Annotated in this window: 16 protein-coding genes and 1 other RNA gene; 14 read left to right on the forward strand and 3 right to left on the reverse strand. The window is 74.0% G+C overall.

Translation table 11 applies throughout. From position 1 onward, the window contains the following. The first annotated feature begins 55 nt into the window (after positions 1-55). The 5 genes from OKX07_RS06780 to OKX07_RS06800 all read left to right on the forward strand — a co-directional run bounded on the left by OKX07_RS06780 (position 56) and on the right by OKX07_RS06800 (position 2,274). A complete protein-coding gene (locus OKX07_RS06780; RefSeq protein ID WP_265631078.1) occupies positions 56-274 on the forward strand; it encodes a hypothetical protein in 219 nt (72 codons plus the stop codon). Positions 275-306: 32 nt separating this feature from the next. Then, positions 307-657, forward strand: coding sequence for a TadE/TadG family type IV pilus assembly protein (locus OKX07_RS06785; RefSeq protein WP_322746847.1), 351 nt, complete (start codon positions 307-309; stop codon positions 655-657). A 49-nt stretch (positions 658-706) separates the two neighbouring features. After that, positions 707-1,183 (forward strand): pilus assembly protein, encoded by a 477-nt coding sequence (locus tag OKX07_RS06790; protein ID WP_265631079.1) that lies wholly within the window; start codon positions 707-709, stop codon positions 1,181-1,183. Beyond that, a complete protein-coding gene (locus OKX07_RS06795; protein WP_265631080.1) occupies positions 1,180-1,686 on the forward strand; it encodes a pilus assembly protein TadG-related protein in 507 nt (168 codons plus the stop codon). Before OKX07_RS06790 ends, OKX07_RS06795 begins: the two co-directional genes overlap by 4 nt. 141 nt (positions 1,687-1,827) lie before the next feature. Beyond that, positions 1,828-2,274, forward strand: a complete 447-nt coding sequence (locus tag OKX07_RS06800) for a DUF4345 family protein (protein WP_265631081.1) — start codon at positions 1,828-1,830, stop codon at positions 2,272-2,274. A gap of 20 nt (positions 2,275-2,294) precedes the next feature. Here OKX07_RS06800 and OKX07_RS06805 read toward each other — a convergent pair whose 3' ends face one another. Both OKX07_RS06805 and OKX07_RS06810 read right to left on the reverse strand, forming a co-directional pair. Further along, positions 2,295-3,359: a LacI family DNA-binding transcriptional regulator gene (locus OKX07_RS06805; protein WP_265631082.1), complete on the reverse strand. Its 1,065-nt coding sequence runs from the start codon at positions 3,357-3,359 to the stop codon at positions 2,295-2,297. 77 nt (positions 3,360-3,436) lie between these two features. After that, complete coding sequence (locus OKX07_RS06810; RefSeq protein WP_265631083.1) at positions 3,437-3,682, reverse strand: hypothetical protein; 246 nt, start codon at positions 3,680-3,682, stop codon at positions 3,437-3,439. Between the two features lie 178 nt (positions 3,683-3,860). Between OKX07_RS06810 and OKX07_RS06815 the strand changes: the two genes are divergently transcribed. From OKX07_RS06815 to OKX07_RS06850, 8 genes are all read left to right on the forward strand, one after another. Further along, a complete protein-coding gene (locus OKX07_RS06815; RefSeq protein ID WP_265631084.1) occupies positions 3,861-4,745 on the forward strand; it encodes a universal stress protein in 885 nt (294 codons plus the stop codon). 37 nt (positions 4,746-4,782) lie between these two features. After that, positions 4,783-5,895 (forward strand): peptide chain release factor 2, encoded by a 1,113-nt coding sequence (prfB, locus tag OKX07_RS06820; RefSeq protein WP_265631085.1) that lies wholly within the window; start codon positions 4,783-4,785, stop codon positions 5,893-5,895. A gap of 216 nt (positions 5,896-6,111) precedes the next feature. Beyond that, positions 6,112-6,801: a cell division ATP-binding protein FtsE gene (gene ftsE, locus OKX07_RS06825; protein ID WP_265631086.1), complete on the forward strand. Its 690-nt coding sequence runs from the start codon at positions 6,112-6,114 to the stop codon at positions 6,799-6,801. Between the two features lie 11 nt (positions 6,802-6,812). Then, positions 6,813-7,727: a permease-like cell division protein FtsX gene (gene ftsX, locus OKX07_RS06830; RefSeq protein WP_265631087.1), complete on the forward strand. Its 915-nt coding sequence runs from the start codon at positions 6,813-6,815 to the stop codon at positions 7,725-7,727. 2 nt (positions 7,728-7,729) lie between these two features. Then, positions 7,730-9,127: a M23 family metallopeptidase gene (locus OKX07_RS06835; protein ID WP_265631088.1), complete on the forward strand. Its 1,398-nt coding sequence runs from the start codon at positions 7,730-7,732 to the stop codon at positions 9,125-9,127. Positions 9,128-9,257: 130 nt separating this feature from the next. Next, positions 9,258-9,731, forward strand: coding sequence for an SsrA-binding protein SmpB (smpB, locus tag OKX07_RS06840; RefSeq protein WP_265631089.1), 474 nt, complete (start codon positions 9,258-9,260; stop codon positions 9,729-9,731). Continuing rightward, positions 9,728-11,644 carry a DUF2207 domain-containing protein gene (locus OKX07_RS06845; protein WP_265631090.1) on the forward strand — a complete coding sequence of 639 codons (1,917 nt, stop codon included), beginning with the start codon at positions 9,728-9,730 and terminating at the stop codon, positions 11,642-11,644. The genes smpB and OKX07_RS06845 overlap by 4 nt, the downstream gene beginning before the upstream one ends. A gap of 137 nt (positions 11,645-11,781) precedes the next feature. Beyond that, positions 11,782-12,555 (forward strand): YwiC-like family protein, encoded by a 774-nt coding sequence (locus OKX07_RS06850; RefSeq protein ID WP_265631091.1) that lies wholly within the window; start codon positions 11,782-11,784, stop codon positions 12,553-12,555. Positions 12,556-12,561: 6 nt separating this feature from the next. Here the strand turns inward: OKX07_RS06850 and OKX07_RS06855 are convergent, their stop codons facing one another. Beyond that, positions 12,562-13,623 carry an ATP-dependent DNA ligase gene (locus OKX07_RS06855; protein ID WP_265631092.1) on the reverse strand — a complete coding sequence of 354 codons (1,062 nt, stop codon included), beginning with the start codon at positions 13,621-13,623 and terminating at the stop codon, positions 12,562-12,564. Between the two features lie 205 nt (positions 13,624-13,828). Here OKX07_RS06855 and ssrA point away from each other — a divergent pair. Continuing rightward, positions 13,829-14,196, forward strand: a transfer-messenger RNA (tmRNA) gene (gene ssrA, locus OKX07_RS06860). Positions 14,197-14,312 lie beyond the last annotated feature (116 nt).

Below are 14,312 nucleotides of genomic sequence, written 5' to 3' on the forward strand. Positions count from 1 at the left end.
GTGACGCATGCGGGGCCGCCGACCGGCGCGCTCCTGACGACGACGGAGGTCGACGATGAGGTTCTGGGTCCGGACGTGGGGGGCGCTCGCGGAGCGGGTGGCGGCAGCGACGACGGAGGACCGGTACGACCGTGGCGACGTGCCCGGGTGGGTGCTGGTCACGCTGATGACCGCCGGGCTGGTCTCGGTGCTGTGGTTCGTGGCGGGACCCGCGCTGCAGACACTCTTCCTCGACGCCATCAACGGCGTGTCGTCCTCCTCCGGCGGCACCTGAGCCCGGGACCGGGGCGGGAGCGCGGGTCGGCGATCGTCGACTTCACGCTCGTCGGTGGGCTCGTCGTCGTCCTGTTCGTGTCGGTGCTGCAGCTGGCCCTGGTCCAGCACGTGCGGAACACGGTGGTCGACGCGGCCGGGGAGGGCGCGCGGTACGCGGCGCAGGTCGGGCGGACGCCGGCCGACGGTGCGCAGCGCACCACCGACCTGCTGCGCGCGTCGCTCGCGGACCGGTACGCGCAGGACGTCACGGCGCGCCGCGTCGACGCGGGCGACCTCGCCCTCGTCGAGGTCACCGTGCGCGTCCCCCTGCCCGTCGTGGGCCTGCTCGGCCCCGGGGGCGTCATGGAGCTCGACGGCCACGCACCGGTGGAGTGGCCGTGAGCAGGGCGAGCGCGGGCGGACGGGCGTGGGCGAGGCGGGCGTGGGCCGGGTGAGCTGCAGGGTGCGCCGGTGGTGGCGTGCCCGGACCGCGGATAGGCCCGGTGACGCGGGCAGCGCGCTCGTCGAGTTCCTCGGGATCTCGGTCGTGCTGCTGGTGCCGATCGTGTACCTCGTCCTGGTGCTGGGCCGGATCCAGGCCGCGACGTTCGCCGCGGAGAGCGCGGCGCGGGAGGCGGCGCGCGTGTACGTCGCGGCGGACGACGCCGAGCAGGGCGCCGCGCGCGCGGTGACGTCGGTCGCGGTCGCGCTCACGGACCAGGGGTTCGACGACGACCCGGCGGAGGCGCTCGACGTGCGGTGCTCGGCCGACCCGTGCCTGACTCCCGGTGCCGAGGTCGCGGCGACGGTGCAGGTGCGCGTGCCGCTGCCGTTCGTGCCGTCGTTCGTGCGGGACGTCGTGCCGCTCGAGGTGCCGGTCACCGCGCAGCGGGTCGCCCCGGTGGACACCTACCGGGTGGCGCGATGACGGGCCGCGGGCCGGCCGGGGGAGTGCGGCGCCGGTGGCGGGACGTGCGCAGCGGTGTCCGCGGCGGCGCTGACGACGGGCAGGTGATGATCCTGTCCCTGGGGTTCGGCGTGCTCGCGATCCTGCTCGTCCTGGTCATCACCGCCGCGACGGCCGTCCACCTCGACCGCAAGCGGCTGCTCGCGATCGCCGACCTCGCGGCGCTGGCCGCGGCCGACCAGGTGAGCACCCGCTACTTCGGTTCCGCCGACGACCGCGGCCCCGCGGGCATCCCGCTGACCGACGAGACCGTCCGTGCGGCGGTCGAGCAGTACGTCCGCGACCACCCCGAGCCGAGTGCCCGCTGGGACGGCGTGCAGGTGCTCGAGGCGACCGCGCCGGACGGGCGCTCGGCCTTCGTCCGGCTCGGCGCGGTCACCCGGCTGCCGGTGCTCACCTCCGTCCTCCAGCCGTGGTCCGACGGCATCGAGCTGGTGGTCGAGGGCACCGCGCGCGCCTCCTGACACTCCGGGTGCGGGCGTGGACGCGGCCGCGGACGCGGCCGTGGACGACCGGCATCGGATCGTGGACCCGCCGCCGTCGCGACCGGGGTGCCGACCGCGGGAGCGTGGTGCTGTCCGCACCGCACCACCTCGGAGGTCGCCATGACCGCAGCACCGTCCACCACCCGACGCACGAACGAGCTCGCCGAGACACCGCCCCCGACGCCCGCCCGTCGCGTGCTGCTCGTCGTCACGGGGGCGGTGGCCCTGCTCGTCGGGGCGGGTGTGGCGCTCGTTCCCGCCGCCGTCCACGCCGCGAGCGGCGGCACCGCCGTGCCGGACGTCGTCGCCCACTCGGACCTGCGCGGTGCGGGAGTGTTGCTCGCGGTCGTCGGTGTGCTCCTGCTGGTGGCGGGCGTCCGTGGCCGGCACGTCGACGCGGCGCTGCGCCTGGGCGCGGCGGCCTACCTCGCCTACGCGGCCGGCCGCGTGCTCGGCATCGTGCTCGACGGCCACCCCGGGACAGGTGTCCTCGTCGCCGGTGCCGTCGAGCTCGTGCTGGGTGCGGCGTGCGCGGTCGCGCTGCGGCGCGGACGCACCCCCGCCTGACCGCTCGGGCGGCGGTCGCGTCAGCGCGGGACGGGTCCCGTGCTGCCGCGCACGACCAGGTCGACGGGGACGACCACGGTGCCGGGGGCGGGTGCGGCGGCGTCGCCACGGGCTCGCGCCAGCGCGTCGGACAGGGCGCGTGCCGCGATGCGGCCCTTGGCGTCGAAGTCCTGACGGACCGTCGTCAGCGCCGGGGTGACGGACTGCGCGAGCACCGAGTCGTCGAAGCCGACGACGGACAGGTCGTCCGGGACGGCCAGCCCGGCCTCGTGCGCGGCGCGCACCAGGGAGGCGGCCATGAGGTCGGAGAAGCACACGACGGCCGTCGGACGGTCGCGCTCGGCGAGCAGGCCGCGGACGCCGCGTGCGACGTCGTCGGGGGTGTTGTCCCGCAGCTCGTAGACCCGCACGGGCAGGCCGGCGGCCTCGAGCGCGTCGACGGCGCCGCGGGTGCGCTCGCGGGCGACGTGGTTGGGGTTGTCGGCGTGCGGGGCCGTGCGCCAGCCGGGGGTGGTGCGCGTCGGGTCCATCGTCAGCACCGCGATGTCGCGGTGCCCCAGCGCCACCAGGTGCTCGACCGCGATGCGGCCGCCCCCGGTGTCGTCGAGGACGACGCCCGTGCTGCCGGGCAGCGGCGCCTGGTCGACGAAGACGAGGGGCAGGTGGCGGCGGGCGAGCCAGTGCACCGCCTCGGTCTCACCCGCGCAGGCGTACACGACGGCGGCGTCCACGGGCAGGTCGCGTGCGTGCAGGTGGCCGCCGACGCCCGTCGCGGGGATGAGCGAGACCGCGAGGCCCGTGGGGGCGAGCTCCTCGGCCAGCGCCCCGAAGAACGCGGAGGCGGCGGGGTCGCGGAACGCCTCGCCGACGGAGTTGGTCAGGACGACGCCCACGGCGCCGGTGGACCGGCGGGCCAGGGCGCGTGCCGTCGGGTCGGGGCCGGCGTACCCGAGCTCGGCGGCGGCGGCCAGGACGCGCTCGCGCAGCGCACCCGACAGCTGGTCCGGCCGGGAGAACGCGTTCGACACCGTCATGCGGCTGACGCCGACTGCGTCGGCGACGGTCTGCAGCGTCACGCGCCCCATGCCGTCCCCGTCCCCGTCGACCGTGTCACGGTCCCCAGGGTAGGCGGCGTGGCGCACCGCCGCGCCGAGCGGGCGCGTCATCGGACCGGGTGGCCGAGTCCGTCGTGCCGCGGGGTGAGGGCGTCGGCCAGGCGGTGCAGCCCCGACGCCGCCGCGAGGCGGATGTGCTGGGTCCGGGGCAGACGGGTGCGGCGTCGGTGGGCGCGACGCTCGGCGCGCAGGTCCCCGGGGGACGGCGCGACGACGGGGGCGTCACCGCGGGCGCTGGTCGCGCGCAGCTGGGCCGCGCGGACGCCGACGAAGGAGGTTCCGGTGGCGTGCATGGTGGTCCTCGTTCCAGTCTGTACCGCTCCAGTGGTCTGTATCGGTACAGTACGACGAGTATTCTGGACCGGTCAAGTGGACTGTGCGCCCTCACCTCCGACCTGGGTCGTCCGCCTGTTGCTGCGCACCACGGGGGGCGGGACGATCGAGGTGTCGCTCACTGCCGAGGAGGCCGTCATGGACGCGCACGTGGTCGTCGGGTACGACGGGTCCCCGGAGTCCGTCGCCGCCGTGCGGTGGGCCGCAGGCGCGGCCCGTCGGCGCGGGATGCCGCTGCAGGTGGTGCACGTGTGGGGCCTGGCCGGGCACCTCGACACCCCGCCGCTGCGCGCCACCTCGGCGTACGTGCGCGCCGGTGCGCAGGAGGTCGCGGAGGAGGGCGCCCAGATCGCCCGCGCCGCCGCGCCGGACATCGAGGTCACGGGGGTGCTGGACGACGGCCCGCCCGCGCGTGCCCTCGTCGACCGCGCCGCCCACGCGGCGCTGATCGTCCTGGGCCGCCACGGCGCCGCCCGCCTCTCGGGCGTGCTGCTCGGGTCCGTCGCGCTCGGGACGCTGCAGCACGCCCCGTGCCCCGTCGTCGTCGTGCCGCGTACGGACGGGGACCGCGCCCCCACGGGGCTCGTCGTCGTCGGGGTCGACGGGTCGCGGCACGCGCTCGGCGCGGTCGACGCCGCCGGCCGGTACGCCGCCGGGGCCGACGCGCACGTCCGGGTCGTGGCCTGCTGGCAGGTCCCCGTGCACGGGCGGTCCCTCATGGCGTGGCTGCGCGAGTTCCCCGAGGTGCCTCCCGAGGACCTCGCGGTGCAGGCGGCCGAGCGTGCCCTCGAGGGTGCGCGGGCGCTGATCACCGAGCGGTACCCGCAGGTCGAGGTCGAGCTGCTCGTCGAGGAGGGGCCGACCGCGCGCGTCCTGGCGCGGCACGCGGAGAAGGCCGACCTGCTGGTCGTGGGCACGCGCGGCCGCGGCGGGCTCGCCGGGCTGGTGCTCGGCTCCGTGAGCCAGTGGCTCGTCGCGCGGGCCGCCTGCCCGGTGGCGGTCTCGCGCACGGTCCCGGACTGACGGGCCCGCACGGGCGGAGCGGGTAGCCTGGACCGTCGTGGCCACCACCGACTTCCTTGCCGAGATCCGCGAGCTGCGCTCCACGCTGGAGTCGATCCAGGCGGTGAGCGACCCGACGGCGCTCAAGGCGAAGATCGCCGTCCTGTCCGAGCAGGCCTCCGTGCCGAACCTGTGGGACGACCCCGACGCCGCGCAGAAGGTCACCAGCGCGCTGTCCGCGACGCAGGCGGAGCTGGACCGCGTCGACCGGCTCCGCTCGCGCATCGACGACCTCGAGACGCTCGTGGAGATGGCGACCGAGGAGAACGACGAGGACACGCTGGCCGAGGCCGAGGCCGAGCTCGTCGCCATCCGCAAGGACATGGGCGAGCTCGAGGTCCGCACGCTGCTCGCCGGGCCGTACGACCAGCGGGACGCCGTCGTGACGATCCGCGCCGGCGCCGGTGGCGTCGACGCCGCCGACTTCGCCGAGATGCTGCTGCGCATGTACCTGCGCTGGGCCGAGCGCCACGGCTACCCCACGACCGTCCTCGACACGTCGTACGCCGAGGAGGCCGGGCTCAAGAGCGCGACGTTCGAGGTCAAGACGCCGTACGCCTTCGGGCACCTGTCGGTCGAGGCCGGGACGCACCGCCTCGTGCGCATCTCGCCCTTCGACAACCAGGGCCGCCGGCAGACGTCGTTCGCGGCCGTCGAGGTCATCCCGCTCATCGAGCAGACCGACTCGGTCGACATCCCCGAGTCGGAGATCAAGGTCGACGTGTTCCGCTCGTCCGGCCCCGGCGGGCAGTCCGTCAACACGACCGACTCCGCCGTCCGCATGACGCACATCCCGACCGGGATCGTCGTGTCGATGCAGAACGAGAAGTCGCAGATCCAGAACCGAGCGGCCGCGCTGCGCGTCCTGCAGTCGCGGCTGCTGCTCGTGCGCCAGGAGCAGGAGCGGGCCGCGAAGAAGGAGATGGCCGGCGACATCAAGGCGTCGTGGGGCGACCAGATGCGGTCCTACGTCCTGCAGCCGTACCAGATGGTCAAGGACCTGCGCACCGAGCACGAGGTCGGCAACCCGGCGGCGGTCTTTGACGGGGACATCGACGACTTCATCGAGGCGGGCGTCCGGTGGCGGCGGGGCCAGCAGGTCGACGCCTGAGGTCGTGACGTCGGGCAGCAGGCTGTCCCGTCCCGGACGCATGTCCGGGACGCACCAGGACGACCCGGACATCCGGGCCGCCCGGACCTCGATTCACAGGGACGCCGGCGGCGTGTCCTGCCCCCGAGCGGGTGATCGGCTTCCTACCCTCGATGAGGCCCGCGGTCCGCGGGTGACCACGGGTACGCCCGCGGCCAGGACGAGGCGAGGTCGGTCGTGATCCGGTTCGAGAACGTGACGAAGGTCTACGCGCGCGGCGCCAGGCCCGCGCTGGACCGGGTGTCGCTCGACGTCGAACGCGGCGAGTTCGTCTTCCTCGTCGGCGCGTCCGGGTCCGGCAAGTCGACCTTCCTGCGGCTCGTGCTGCGCGAGGAGCGGGCGTCGGCGGGCAAGGTGTTCGTCGCGGGCAAGGAGCTCGGGACGCTGTCGAGCTGGAAGGTCCCGCACCTGCGCCGGCAGATCGGCGCGGTGTTCCAGGACTTCCGGCTGCTGCCGACCAAGTCGGTCTTCGAGAACGTCGCCTTCGCGCTGCAGGTCATCGGCAAGCCGCGCCACCACATCCTCACGACCGTGCCCGACGTCCTCGACATGGTCGGCCTGGCGGGCAAGGAGAAGCGCCGCCCGCACGAGCTGTCCGGCGGTGAGCAGCAGCGCGTGGCCATCGCCCGCGCCTTCGTCAACCGGCCGTCGATCCTGCTGGCCGACGAGCCCACCGGCAACCTCGACCCGACGACGTCCCTGGGGATCATGCGCCTGCTGGACCGCATCAACCGCACCGGCACCACCGTGGTCATGGCCACGCACGACGACGAGATCGTCGACCAGATGCGCAAGCGCGTCATCGAGCTGAGCACGGGCGAGATGGTGCGCGACCAGTCGCGCGGCGTCTACGGCTCGGACCGCTGAGGGGGCGGGAGATGCGCGCCCAGTTCATCCTGTCCGAGATCGGCATCGGCCTGCGCCGCAACCTGTCGATGACGATCTCGGTCGTGCTCGTCACGTTCGTGTGCCTGACGTTCCTCGGTGCCGCCGCGCTGCTGCAGACGCAGATCGACAAGATGAAGGACGACTGGTACGACAAGGTCGAGGTCTCGGTCTTCCTGTGCCCGGCCAACTCCGCGGCGCCGACGTGCGCATCGGGTGAGGTCAGCGACGAGCAGCGCGCGGACATCGTCGCGGCGCTCGAGGCGCCCCAGGTCGCCGAGTTCGTGCAGGAGGTCTACCCGGAGTCGCAGGAGGAGGCCTTCGAGGCCTTCCAGCGGCAGTTCGGTGACCAGTTCTGGGCCTCGGCCGCCACCGCGGAGGACATGAACGCGTCCCTGCGCATCAAGCTCACCGACCCCGAGCAGTACCAGGTCGTCGCCGACGTGGTCTCGGGCAGACCCGGCGTCGAGTCCGTCGAGGACCAGCGCCGGCTCTTCGACAACCTGTTCCTCGTGCTCGACCGCGCGACGTGGGCGGCCGGCGGGCTCGCGGCCATCATGCTGCTCGCCGCCGTGCTCCTCATCACCACGACCATCCGGCTCTCCGCCATGAGCCGACGCCGGGAGACCGGCATCATGCGCCTCGTCGGCGCCTCGACCCTGTTCATCCAGCTCCCGTTCATGCTGGAGGGCGCCATCGCCGCCACCCTGGGCGCAGCCCTCGCCATCGCCGGGCTGTGGTTGGGTGTCGAGTACCTGGTGACCGACTGGCTGGGGCAGTCCGTGACGTGGATCCCGTACGTGGGGACGTCCGACGTGCTGACGATCGCACCGTTGCTCGTCGTCGTCGCGTTCGTGCTCGCCGCGATCTCGTCCCTGGTCACCCTGAGCCGCTACACGAAGGTCTGACCATGCGCCGAGCCGACCGCACGCCGCCCACCACCGCCCGCAGCCCGCTGCAGGCGGTCGTCGCGGTGCTCGCCGCGCTCGCGGTCGCGCTGCCGGCGCTCGCCGTCGGCGCCGGCCCGGCCCTCGCCGACGACCTCTCGAACAAGCGCGCCGCCGCCGAGGAGCGCGCCGCCGCGGCCGACCAGCGGGCTGCCGACCTGACCGAGGCGATCGAGGAGCTCAGCGGCGAGCTGGCCGACGCGCTGACGCGGCTGGCCGAGGTCGAGGCGCAGCTCCCCGCTGCGCAGGCGCGGCTCGACGCGGCGCTCGCCGCCGCGCAGGCCGCGCAGCGCGAGGCGGAGATCCTCGCGGCCCGCCTGCAGGCCGCGCGGGACGAGGAGGCGGCGATCACCGAGCAGATCGCCGTCGACGACACGCGTGAGCAGGAGATCCGCGCGGCCATCGGCCAGATGGCCCGTGAGGCGTACAAGGGCGGGCGTGACGTGTCCGGCATGAGCGTGATGCTCGACGCCGAGAGCTCGCAGGACTTCGTCGAGAAGTACGGCCTGGTCTCGACCGCGCTGCGCACCCAGACGCAGGTGCTCGACGAGCTGACCGAGCTCGCGGCCAAGAACAAGAACGCGCAGGCGCGCCAGGCGGCCGTGCGCGAGAAGGTCGACGAGCTCAAGGCCGCAGCCGACCTGAAGCTCGAGGAGGCGCGGGCGGCGCAGGCCGAGGCCGAGGCGGCGAAGGCGCAGGTCGAGGCCCTGCTCGCCGAGCAGCAGCAGCGCGCGGCGGAGATCGAGTCGCGCAAGGCCGAGGCGCAGCAGCAGGTCGCGGCGAACGACGCGGAGCGCGCCCGGGTCGGAGCCGAGCTCGCGGCGATCGTCGAGCAGCAGCGCGCCCAGCGGGAGGCGGAGGAGGCCGCCCGTCGGGCCGCGGAGGCCGCCGGTCAGAGCCCCGTGGGTGGGGGAGGTGGCGGCAGCCCCCAGCCCGGCGGTGCGCGGCCCGGGGCGATGTTCGCCAACCCCACGGCGCACAACCCCATGGTCGTGACGTCGGAGTACGGCAACCGGCTGCACCCCGTGCTCGGGTACTGGCGCATGCACGCGGGGATCGACCTGCGCGACCGCTGCGGCGAGCCGGTGTACGCCGGGCGGTCCGGCACGGTGCAGTGGGCCCGGTTCCGCAGCGGGTACGGCAACCAGGTGATGATCGACCACGGCTGGGTCGACGGGTCGTCGCTGATGTCGAGCTACAACCACATGTCGGGTTTCACGGTCGGTGCCGGGTCGCAGGTGAGCGCGGGCCAGGTCCTCGGCTACGCGGGCAACACCGGGACGTCGGCCGCGTGCCACCTGCACTTCGAGGTCTACATCAACGGCGCGACCGTCAACCCCCGCTCCTACCTGGGGCTGTGACCAGGCCCGAGGGCCGGGCCGACGGCGTGCGGCGCAGCATTGACCTGGGGCCTGCGGCGGGTCGCCGGTAGGCTGTCAGACCGGCACGACGCCCGTCGCGCCGCCCCTGCACCAGGACGGAGGCCGCGCCGTGGCCAAGGCGAAGACCGACCGCACGGTGGTCGCCAACAACCGCAAGGCGCGGCACGACTACCTCATCCAGGACGTCCTCGAGGCGGGGCTCGTGCTCACCGGGACCGAGGTCAAGGCGCTGCGCGCCGGTCGGGCGTCCCTCGTCGACGGCTGGGGCGAGATCGACGGTGGCGAGGCGTGGCTGCACGGCGTGCACATCCCCGAGTACTCGCAGGGCACCTGGACCAACCACGCGCCGCGGCGCAAGCGCAAGATGCTGCTCCACCGCGAGGAGATCGAGCGGCTCGAGGCGCGCACGCGCGAGAAGGGGCACACGATCGTGCCGCTCGCGCTGTACTTCCTGGGCGGCCGCGCGAAGGTCGAGATCGCGCTCGCCGTCGGCAAGAAGGAGTGGGACAAGCGCCAGGCGCTGCGCGAGCGTCAGGACAACCTGGAGTCGGAGCGGGCGATCCGCGAGCGGCGCGACCGGTGACGCACGACGGACCGACCGGCCCCGACGCCGATCTGGCCCGCGCGGTGCGTCGGCTCGGCGTGCTCGCGCTCGTGCTGCTCGTGGCGCTCGGGGTGGTGCTGCTGTCGCCGATGGTGGCCGTCGCCGCCGGCGCCCCCGGCGACCTGAGCAGCGGGCGGGAGATCACGCGCTACGACGTCATGGCCGACGTGGCCGACGACGGCACGGTGGCCGTGACGATCGACCTCGACTTCGACTACGGGGACGACCCGGGCCACGGCCCCTACCTGACGTTCCCGACGCGCGTCTCCTACGACGACGAGCAGGACAGGTTCTTCGAGTTCTCGGACGTGCGCGCCTCGAGCCCGACGGGGGCGCCCGCGCAGGTGAACCGCGAGGACGAGACGTCGGCGATGCTGCTGCGGATCGGCGACGAGGACGTCGACGACGTCTCCGGCGTCCAGACGTACCGGGTCGAGCTGACCGTCGACGGGTGGCTCAACCCGGCCAACGCGCAGCACTCGGGCGACGAGCTGTACTGGAACGTCATCGGCGCGGGGTGGGAGATCCCCCTGTCGGACGTGTCGGTCACCGTCACCGGGCCGGCGCCCGTCGCGGGCGCCGCGTGCTTCGTCGGACCCGCCGGGTCGACCACGCCGTGCGGCTCGGCGACGACAGCAGGTGCGTCCGCGACGTTCACGCAGGACGTCGTCGCCGTGGGCGACCAGCTCACGACCGTCACGGGCTGGCCGGGCGGCACGTTCCCCGGCGTCGAGCCGATCCTGCGCGACAAGCCCGACCCGCTGCTGCCCCTGCGACCGGTGAGCGTCGGCGGCGCGATCGCCGCGGTCGTCGCACTGCTGGGCGGGGCCTTCGCGGTCGCCCGCGTCCGACGGACGGGCCGCGACCGCGCGTACCTGGGCCTGACGCCCGGGCTGCGGCCCGCGGACGGCCAGGAGGTGCCCACCGGGCACCGGGACCGGCGCACACCGGTCGGCGTGCAGTTCCAGCCGCCGGCGAACGCCCGCCCGGGCGAGATCGGCACCCTCGTCGACGAGAAGGCCGACCCCGTCGACGTGACCGCCACGATCGTCGACCTCGCGGTGCGCGGGTGGCTGCGCATCGAGGAGGTGCCGCGCTCGAACCCCCGCAAGAAGCCGAAGGACTGGACGCTGGTGCGGCTGCGCCCGGGCACCGAGGGGTTGCTGCCGTTCGAGGCGTGGCTGCTGAGCGAGCTGTTCGAGAAGGGGGAGCAGATCGCGCTGTCGGACCTGCGGACGACGTTCGCGACGTCCCTCGCCAAGGTGCAGGACATGATGTACGAGCACGTCACGAGCGTCGGCTGGTTCCGCGCCAACCCCAAGAGCGTGCGCACCGGGTGGATCGTCACCGGCGTGCTGCTGGCGGTCGTCGGAGGGCTCGGGGTCATGGTCGGCATGGCCGTCGGCAGCGTGCCCGGGCTGGCGCTGGTCGGCGTCGCGCTGCTGCTGGTCGGCGTCCTCGTGCTCGTGCTCAGCGGCTCCGCACCCGCCCGCACGCCCGACGGGACCGCGGTGCTCGCCGAGGCCCTCGGGTTCCGGCGCTACCTGGCGACCGCGGAGGCGAACCAGATCCGGTTCGAGGAGGGCGAGGACGTCTTCAGCCGGTACCTGCCGTACGCGATCGTGTTCGGCCTCACCGACCGGTGGGCGCGGGTGTTCTCCGAGCTCGCCGCGCAGGGCCGCGCGGTCGCCGCACCCGGCTGGTACGTGGGCAGCTACGCCCCGACCGCGAACGTGTTCTGGGCGACCGGGTTCGTCGGCGCGATGGACCGCTTCGAGTCGATCGCCACGTCGGCGATCACGGCGCCGACGCCCGGGTCGTCGGGGGGGTCGGGCATGAGCGGCGGCTTCTCCGGCGGTGGCGTCGGCGGCGGTGGCGGCGGCGGTTGGTGAGGCGGGCCGGAGGCCGCCGCAGGAGCACACCCACGAGCCCGGACCCCTTCGTCGGCGACGCGAGGGGCCTGGCGGACTGACACGTCACGGACCTGGGTCCCAGCCCGGACGGGAAGCGTCGCCCTAGGCTCCGCAGGGTGAGCGCCACCTCGACTCCCACGCGAGGGCCACGGCCGCGCACGCGGCGACCGGGCCCCGGGTGGGTCCCGCGGCAGCACGGTGCGTGGGCGATGCTCGTCGTGCCTCCGGTCGTCGGGGGCGTCGTCGGTGGGTGGTCGTGGCGGCACCTGCTGCTGGTGGTCGCGTGGCTCGTCGGCTACCTGGCGTTCCACGCCGCCGGGCTGTGGCTGCGGTCCGGACGCAAGGCCCGCTACCGACCGCCGGTCCTCGCGTACGGCGCGCTCGCCGCCGTCCTTCTCGCTGCGCTCCTCGCGGTCGCGCCCGCCCTCGTGGCGTGGGCCCTCGTGTTCGCGCCGCTGCTGGCCGTCAGCCTCCTGGCGTCCGTGCGCCGTGCCGACAGGTCGTGGTGGAACGACACGGTCACCGTCGTGGCCGCCGCCCTGCTCACGCCCGTCGCGGCCGGCCTCGGCACCGGTCCGCCGCAGGCCGCGGCGGTGTGGACCGCGACGGCCGTCCTCGCGGCGTACTTCCTGGGAACCGTGCCGTACGTGAAGTCCCTGATCCGTGAGCGCGACGACCCGCGGGTGCGACGCGCCTCGGTCGGGTACCACGTCGTGGCCGCGGTGGTGGGCGCGGCCGTGCACCCGTTGCTCGGCGTCGTCGGCGCCGCGCTGGCGCTGCGCGCGTGGCTCGTGCCGCACCGGTGGCCCCAGGTCCGGCCCGCGGTGATCGGTGTAGGCGAGATCGTCGCGACGCTCGTCGTCACGGCGGCCGTCCTCGTGGTGGTGTGACGGGCGTCAGCCGCCGAGGACCTCGGCCAGGTCGAACCGTACGGGCTCGTCCAGCTGCGCGTAGGTGCAGGTCCGCGGGTCGCGGTCCGGGCGCCACCGGCGGAACTGGGCGGTGTGCCGGAACCGGTCACCCTCCATGTGGTCGTACGCGACCTCGACCACCAGCTCGGGGCGCAGCGGCACGAACGACAGGTCCTTGGTGGCGTTCCACCGGCTGACCGCGCCGGGCAGGCGACGGTCGGCGTGCGCCTGCTGGTCGGCCCACGCCCCCCACGGGTGGTCCGCCAGGTCGACGTCCCGGTAGGGCGCGAGGTCGTCGAGCAGGGTGCCGCGGCGCACCATCGTGAAGGACGCGCTGACGCCGACGTGCTGCAGGTTGCCCTCGTCGTTCCACAGCCCCAGCAGCAGCGACCCGACGACGTCGCCGGACTTGTGCCACCGGAAGCCCGCGACGACGCAGTCCGCCGTCCGCTCGTGCTTGATCTTGAACATCGCGCGCTTGTCCGGCTGGTACGGCGCGTCCAGCGGCTTGGCGACGACGCCGTCCAGCCCTGCCCCCTCGAACTGCGTGAACCAGCGCTGCGCCTCGGCCGTGTCACCCGTCGCGCGGGTCAGGTGCACCGGGGCGCGCGCGCCGGCCATGGCCTCGACGAGCAGGGCGCGGCGCTCGGAGAACGGTCGACCCGTGAGGTCGTCGTCGCCCAGGGCCAGCAGGTCGAACGCCACGAACGACGCGGGCGTCTGCTCCGCCAGGAGCGTGACGCGGCTCGCGGCCGGGTGGATGCGCTGCTGCAGCGCCTCGAAGTCGAGCCGGTCACCCGTCACGACGACGATCTCGCCGTCGACGACGCACCGCTGGGGCAGGTTCGCCTTGAGCTGCTCGACGAGCTCGGGGAAGTACCGCGTCATCGGCTTCTCGTTGCGGCTGCCGAGCTCGACGTCGTCCCCGTCGCGGAACACGATCGTGCGGAACCCGTCCCACTTGGGCTCCACGTGCCCCAGATCGGGGATCTCCTTCACCGACCTCGCGAGCATCGGTTTGACGGGCGGCATCACCGGCAGGTCCATGTGCCCATCGTGGAGCACCCCACCGACACCTGCACCCCACCGTCCGGGCGACGCGGGCGAGGAGGTCCCGGTGCGGGTCAGGCGTCGTCGACGGTCAACGGCGCAGGAATCCCGGCGACGCGGCGGGCGTTGTGACGTACGCTGGGCCCACGTCTCCCCGCCCCTCCAGGGCGGACGGGGCGGGTTGACAAGTGAATACACCCTTGGGGGTGATCGGTTTCGACGGTGATCGTCGATCCAGGTGAAGCGGGTCGAGGATGCACGGTTATCTCGTGAACGCTCCGTGCAACTTATAGGTGCCGATTCCAAGCGCACCGACTTCGCCCTCGCCGCCTGAGCGAGGCTTCGAAGTCCGTCGGCCTAGGCTTGCTTCCGTCCTAGTTCCCGGCGTCATCTAGGGAGCCACTGCTGTCCGTCCTCGTCGGTGGGACGGGCGGGACTCTTAGCCGACTGAGCCCGTCCACGTCTTGTTCGCGTGATCGTGGGGGCTGAGAAAATCTACTGCGGACTGCACCCGGAGAAGCCCTGGTTCAATGTCATCGGACGCGGGTTCGATTCCCGCCACCTCCACGTCGCGAGGCCGCCGTCCCACCGGGACGGCGGCCTTCGTCGTGCCCGGGGGAGCCGCTCGGTCTGCGCCAGGGGCGTATCGTCCGGGTATGGGCGACGCGATAGCTCCGGACTTCGCT

Source organism: Cellulomonas sp. S1-8, assembly GCF_026184235.1.
Lineage (GTDB): Bacteria > Actinomycetota > Actinomycetes > Actinomycetales > Cellulomonadaceae > Cellulomonas.

Coding starts and splice junctions, on each gene's coding strand:
- ftsX (WP_265631087.1), top strand. CDS start 6,813: ATGCGCGCCCAGTTCATCCTGTCCGAGATCGGCATCGGCCTGCGCCGC.
- OKX07_RS06855 (WP_265631092.1), bottom strand. CDS start 13,623: ATGGACCTGCCGGTGATGCCGCCCGTCAAACCGATGCTCGCGAGGTCG.
- OKX07_RS06835 (WP_265631088.1), top strand. CDS start 7,730: ATGCGCCGAGCCGACCGCACGCCGCCCACCACCGCCCGCAGCCCGCTG.
- OKX07_RS06780 (WP_265631078.1), top strand. CDS start 56: ATGAGGTTCTGGGTCCGGACGTGGGGGGCGCTCGCGGAGCGGGTGGCG.
- OKX07_RS06805 (WP_265631082.1), bottom strand. CDS start 3,359: ATGGGGCGCGTGACGCTGCAGACCGTCGCCGACGCAGTCGGCGTCAGC.
- OKX07_RS06795 (WP_265631080.1), top strand. CDS start 1,180: ATGACGGGCCGCGGGCCGGCCGGGGGAGTGCGGCGCCGGTGGCGGGAC.
- OKX07_RS06800 (WP_265631081.1), top strand. CDS start 1,828: ATGACCGCAGCACCGTCCACCACCCGACGCACGAACGAGCTCGCCGAG.
- OKX07_RS06815 (WP_265631084.1), top strand. CDS start 3,861: ATGGACGCGCACGTGGTCGTCGGGTACGACGGGTCCCCGGAGTCCGTC.
- OKX07_RS06810 (WP_265631083.1), bottom strand. CDS start 3,682: ATGCACGCCACCGGAACCTCCTTCGTCGGCGTCCGCGCGGCCCAGCTG.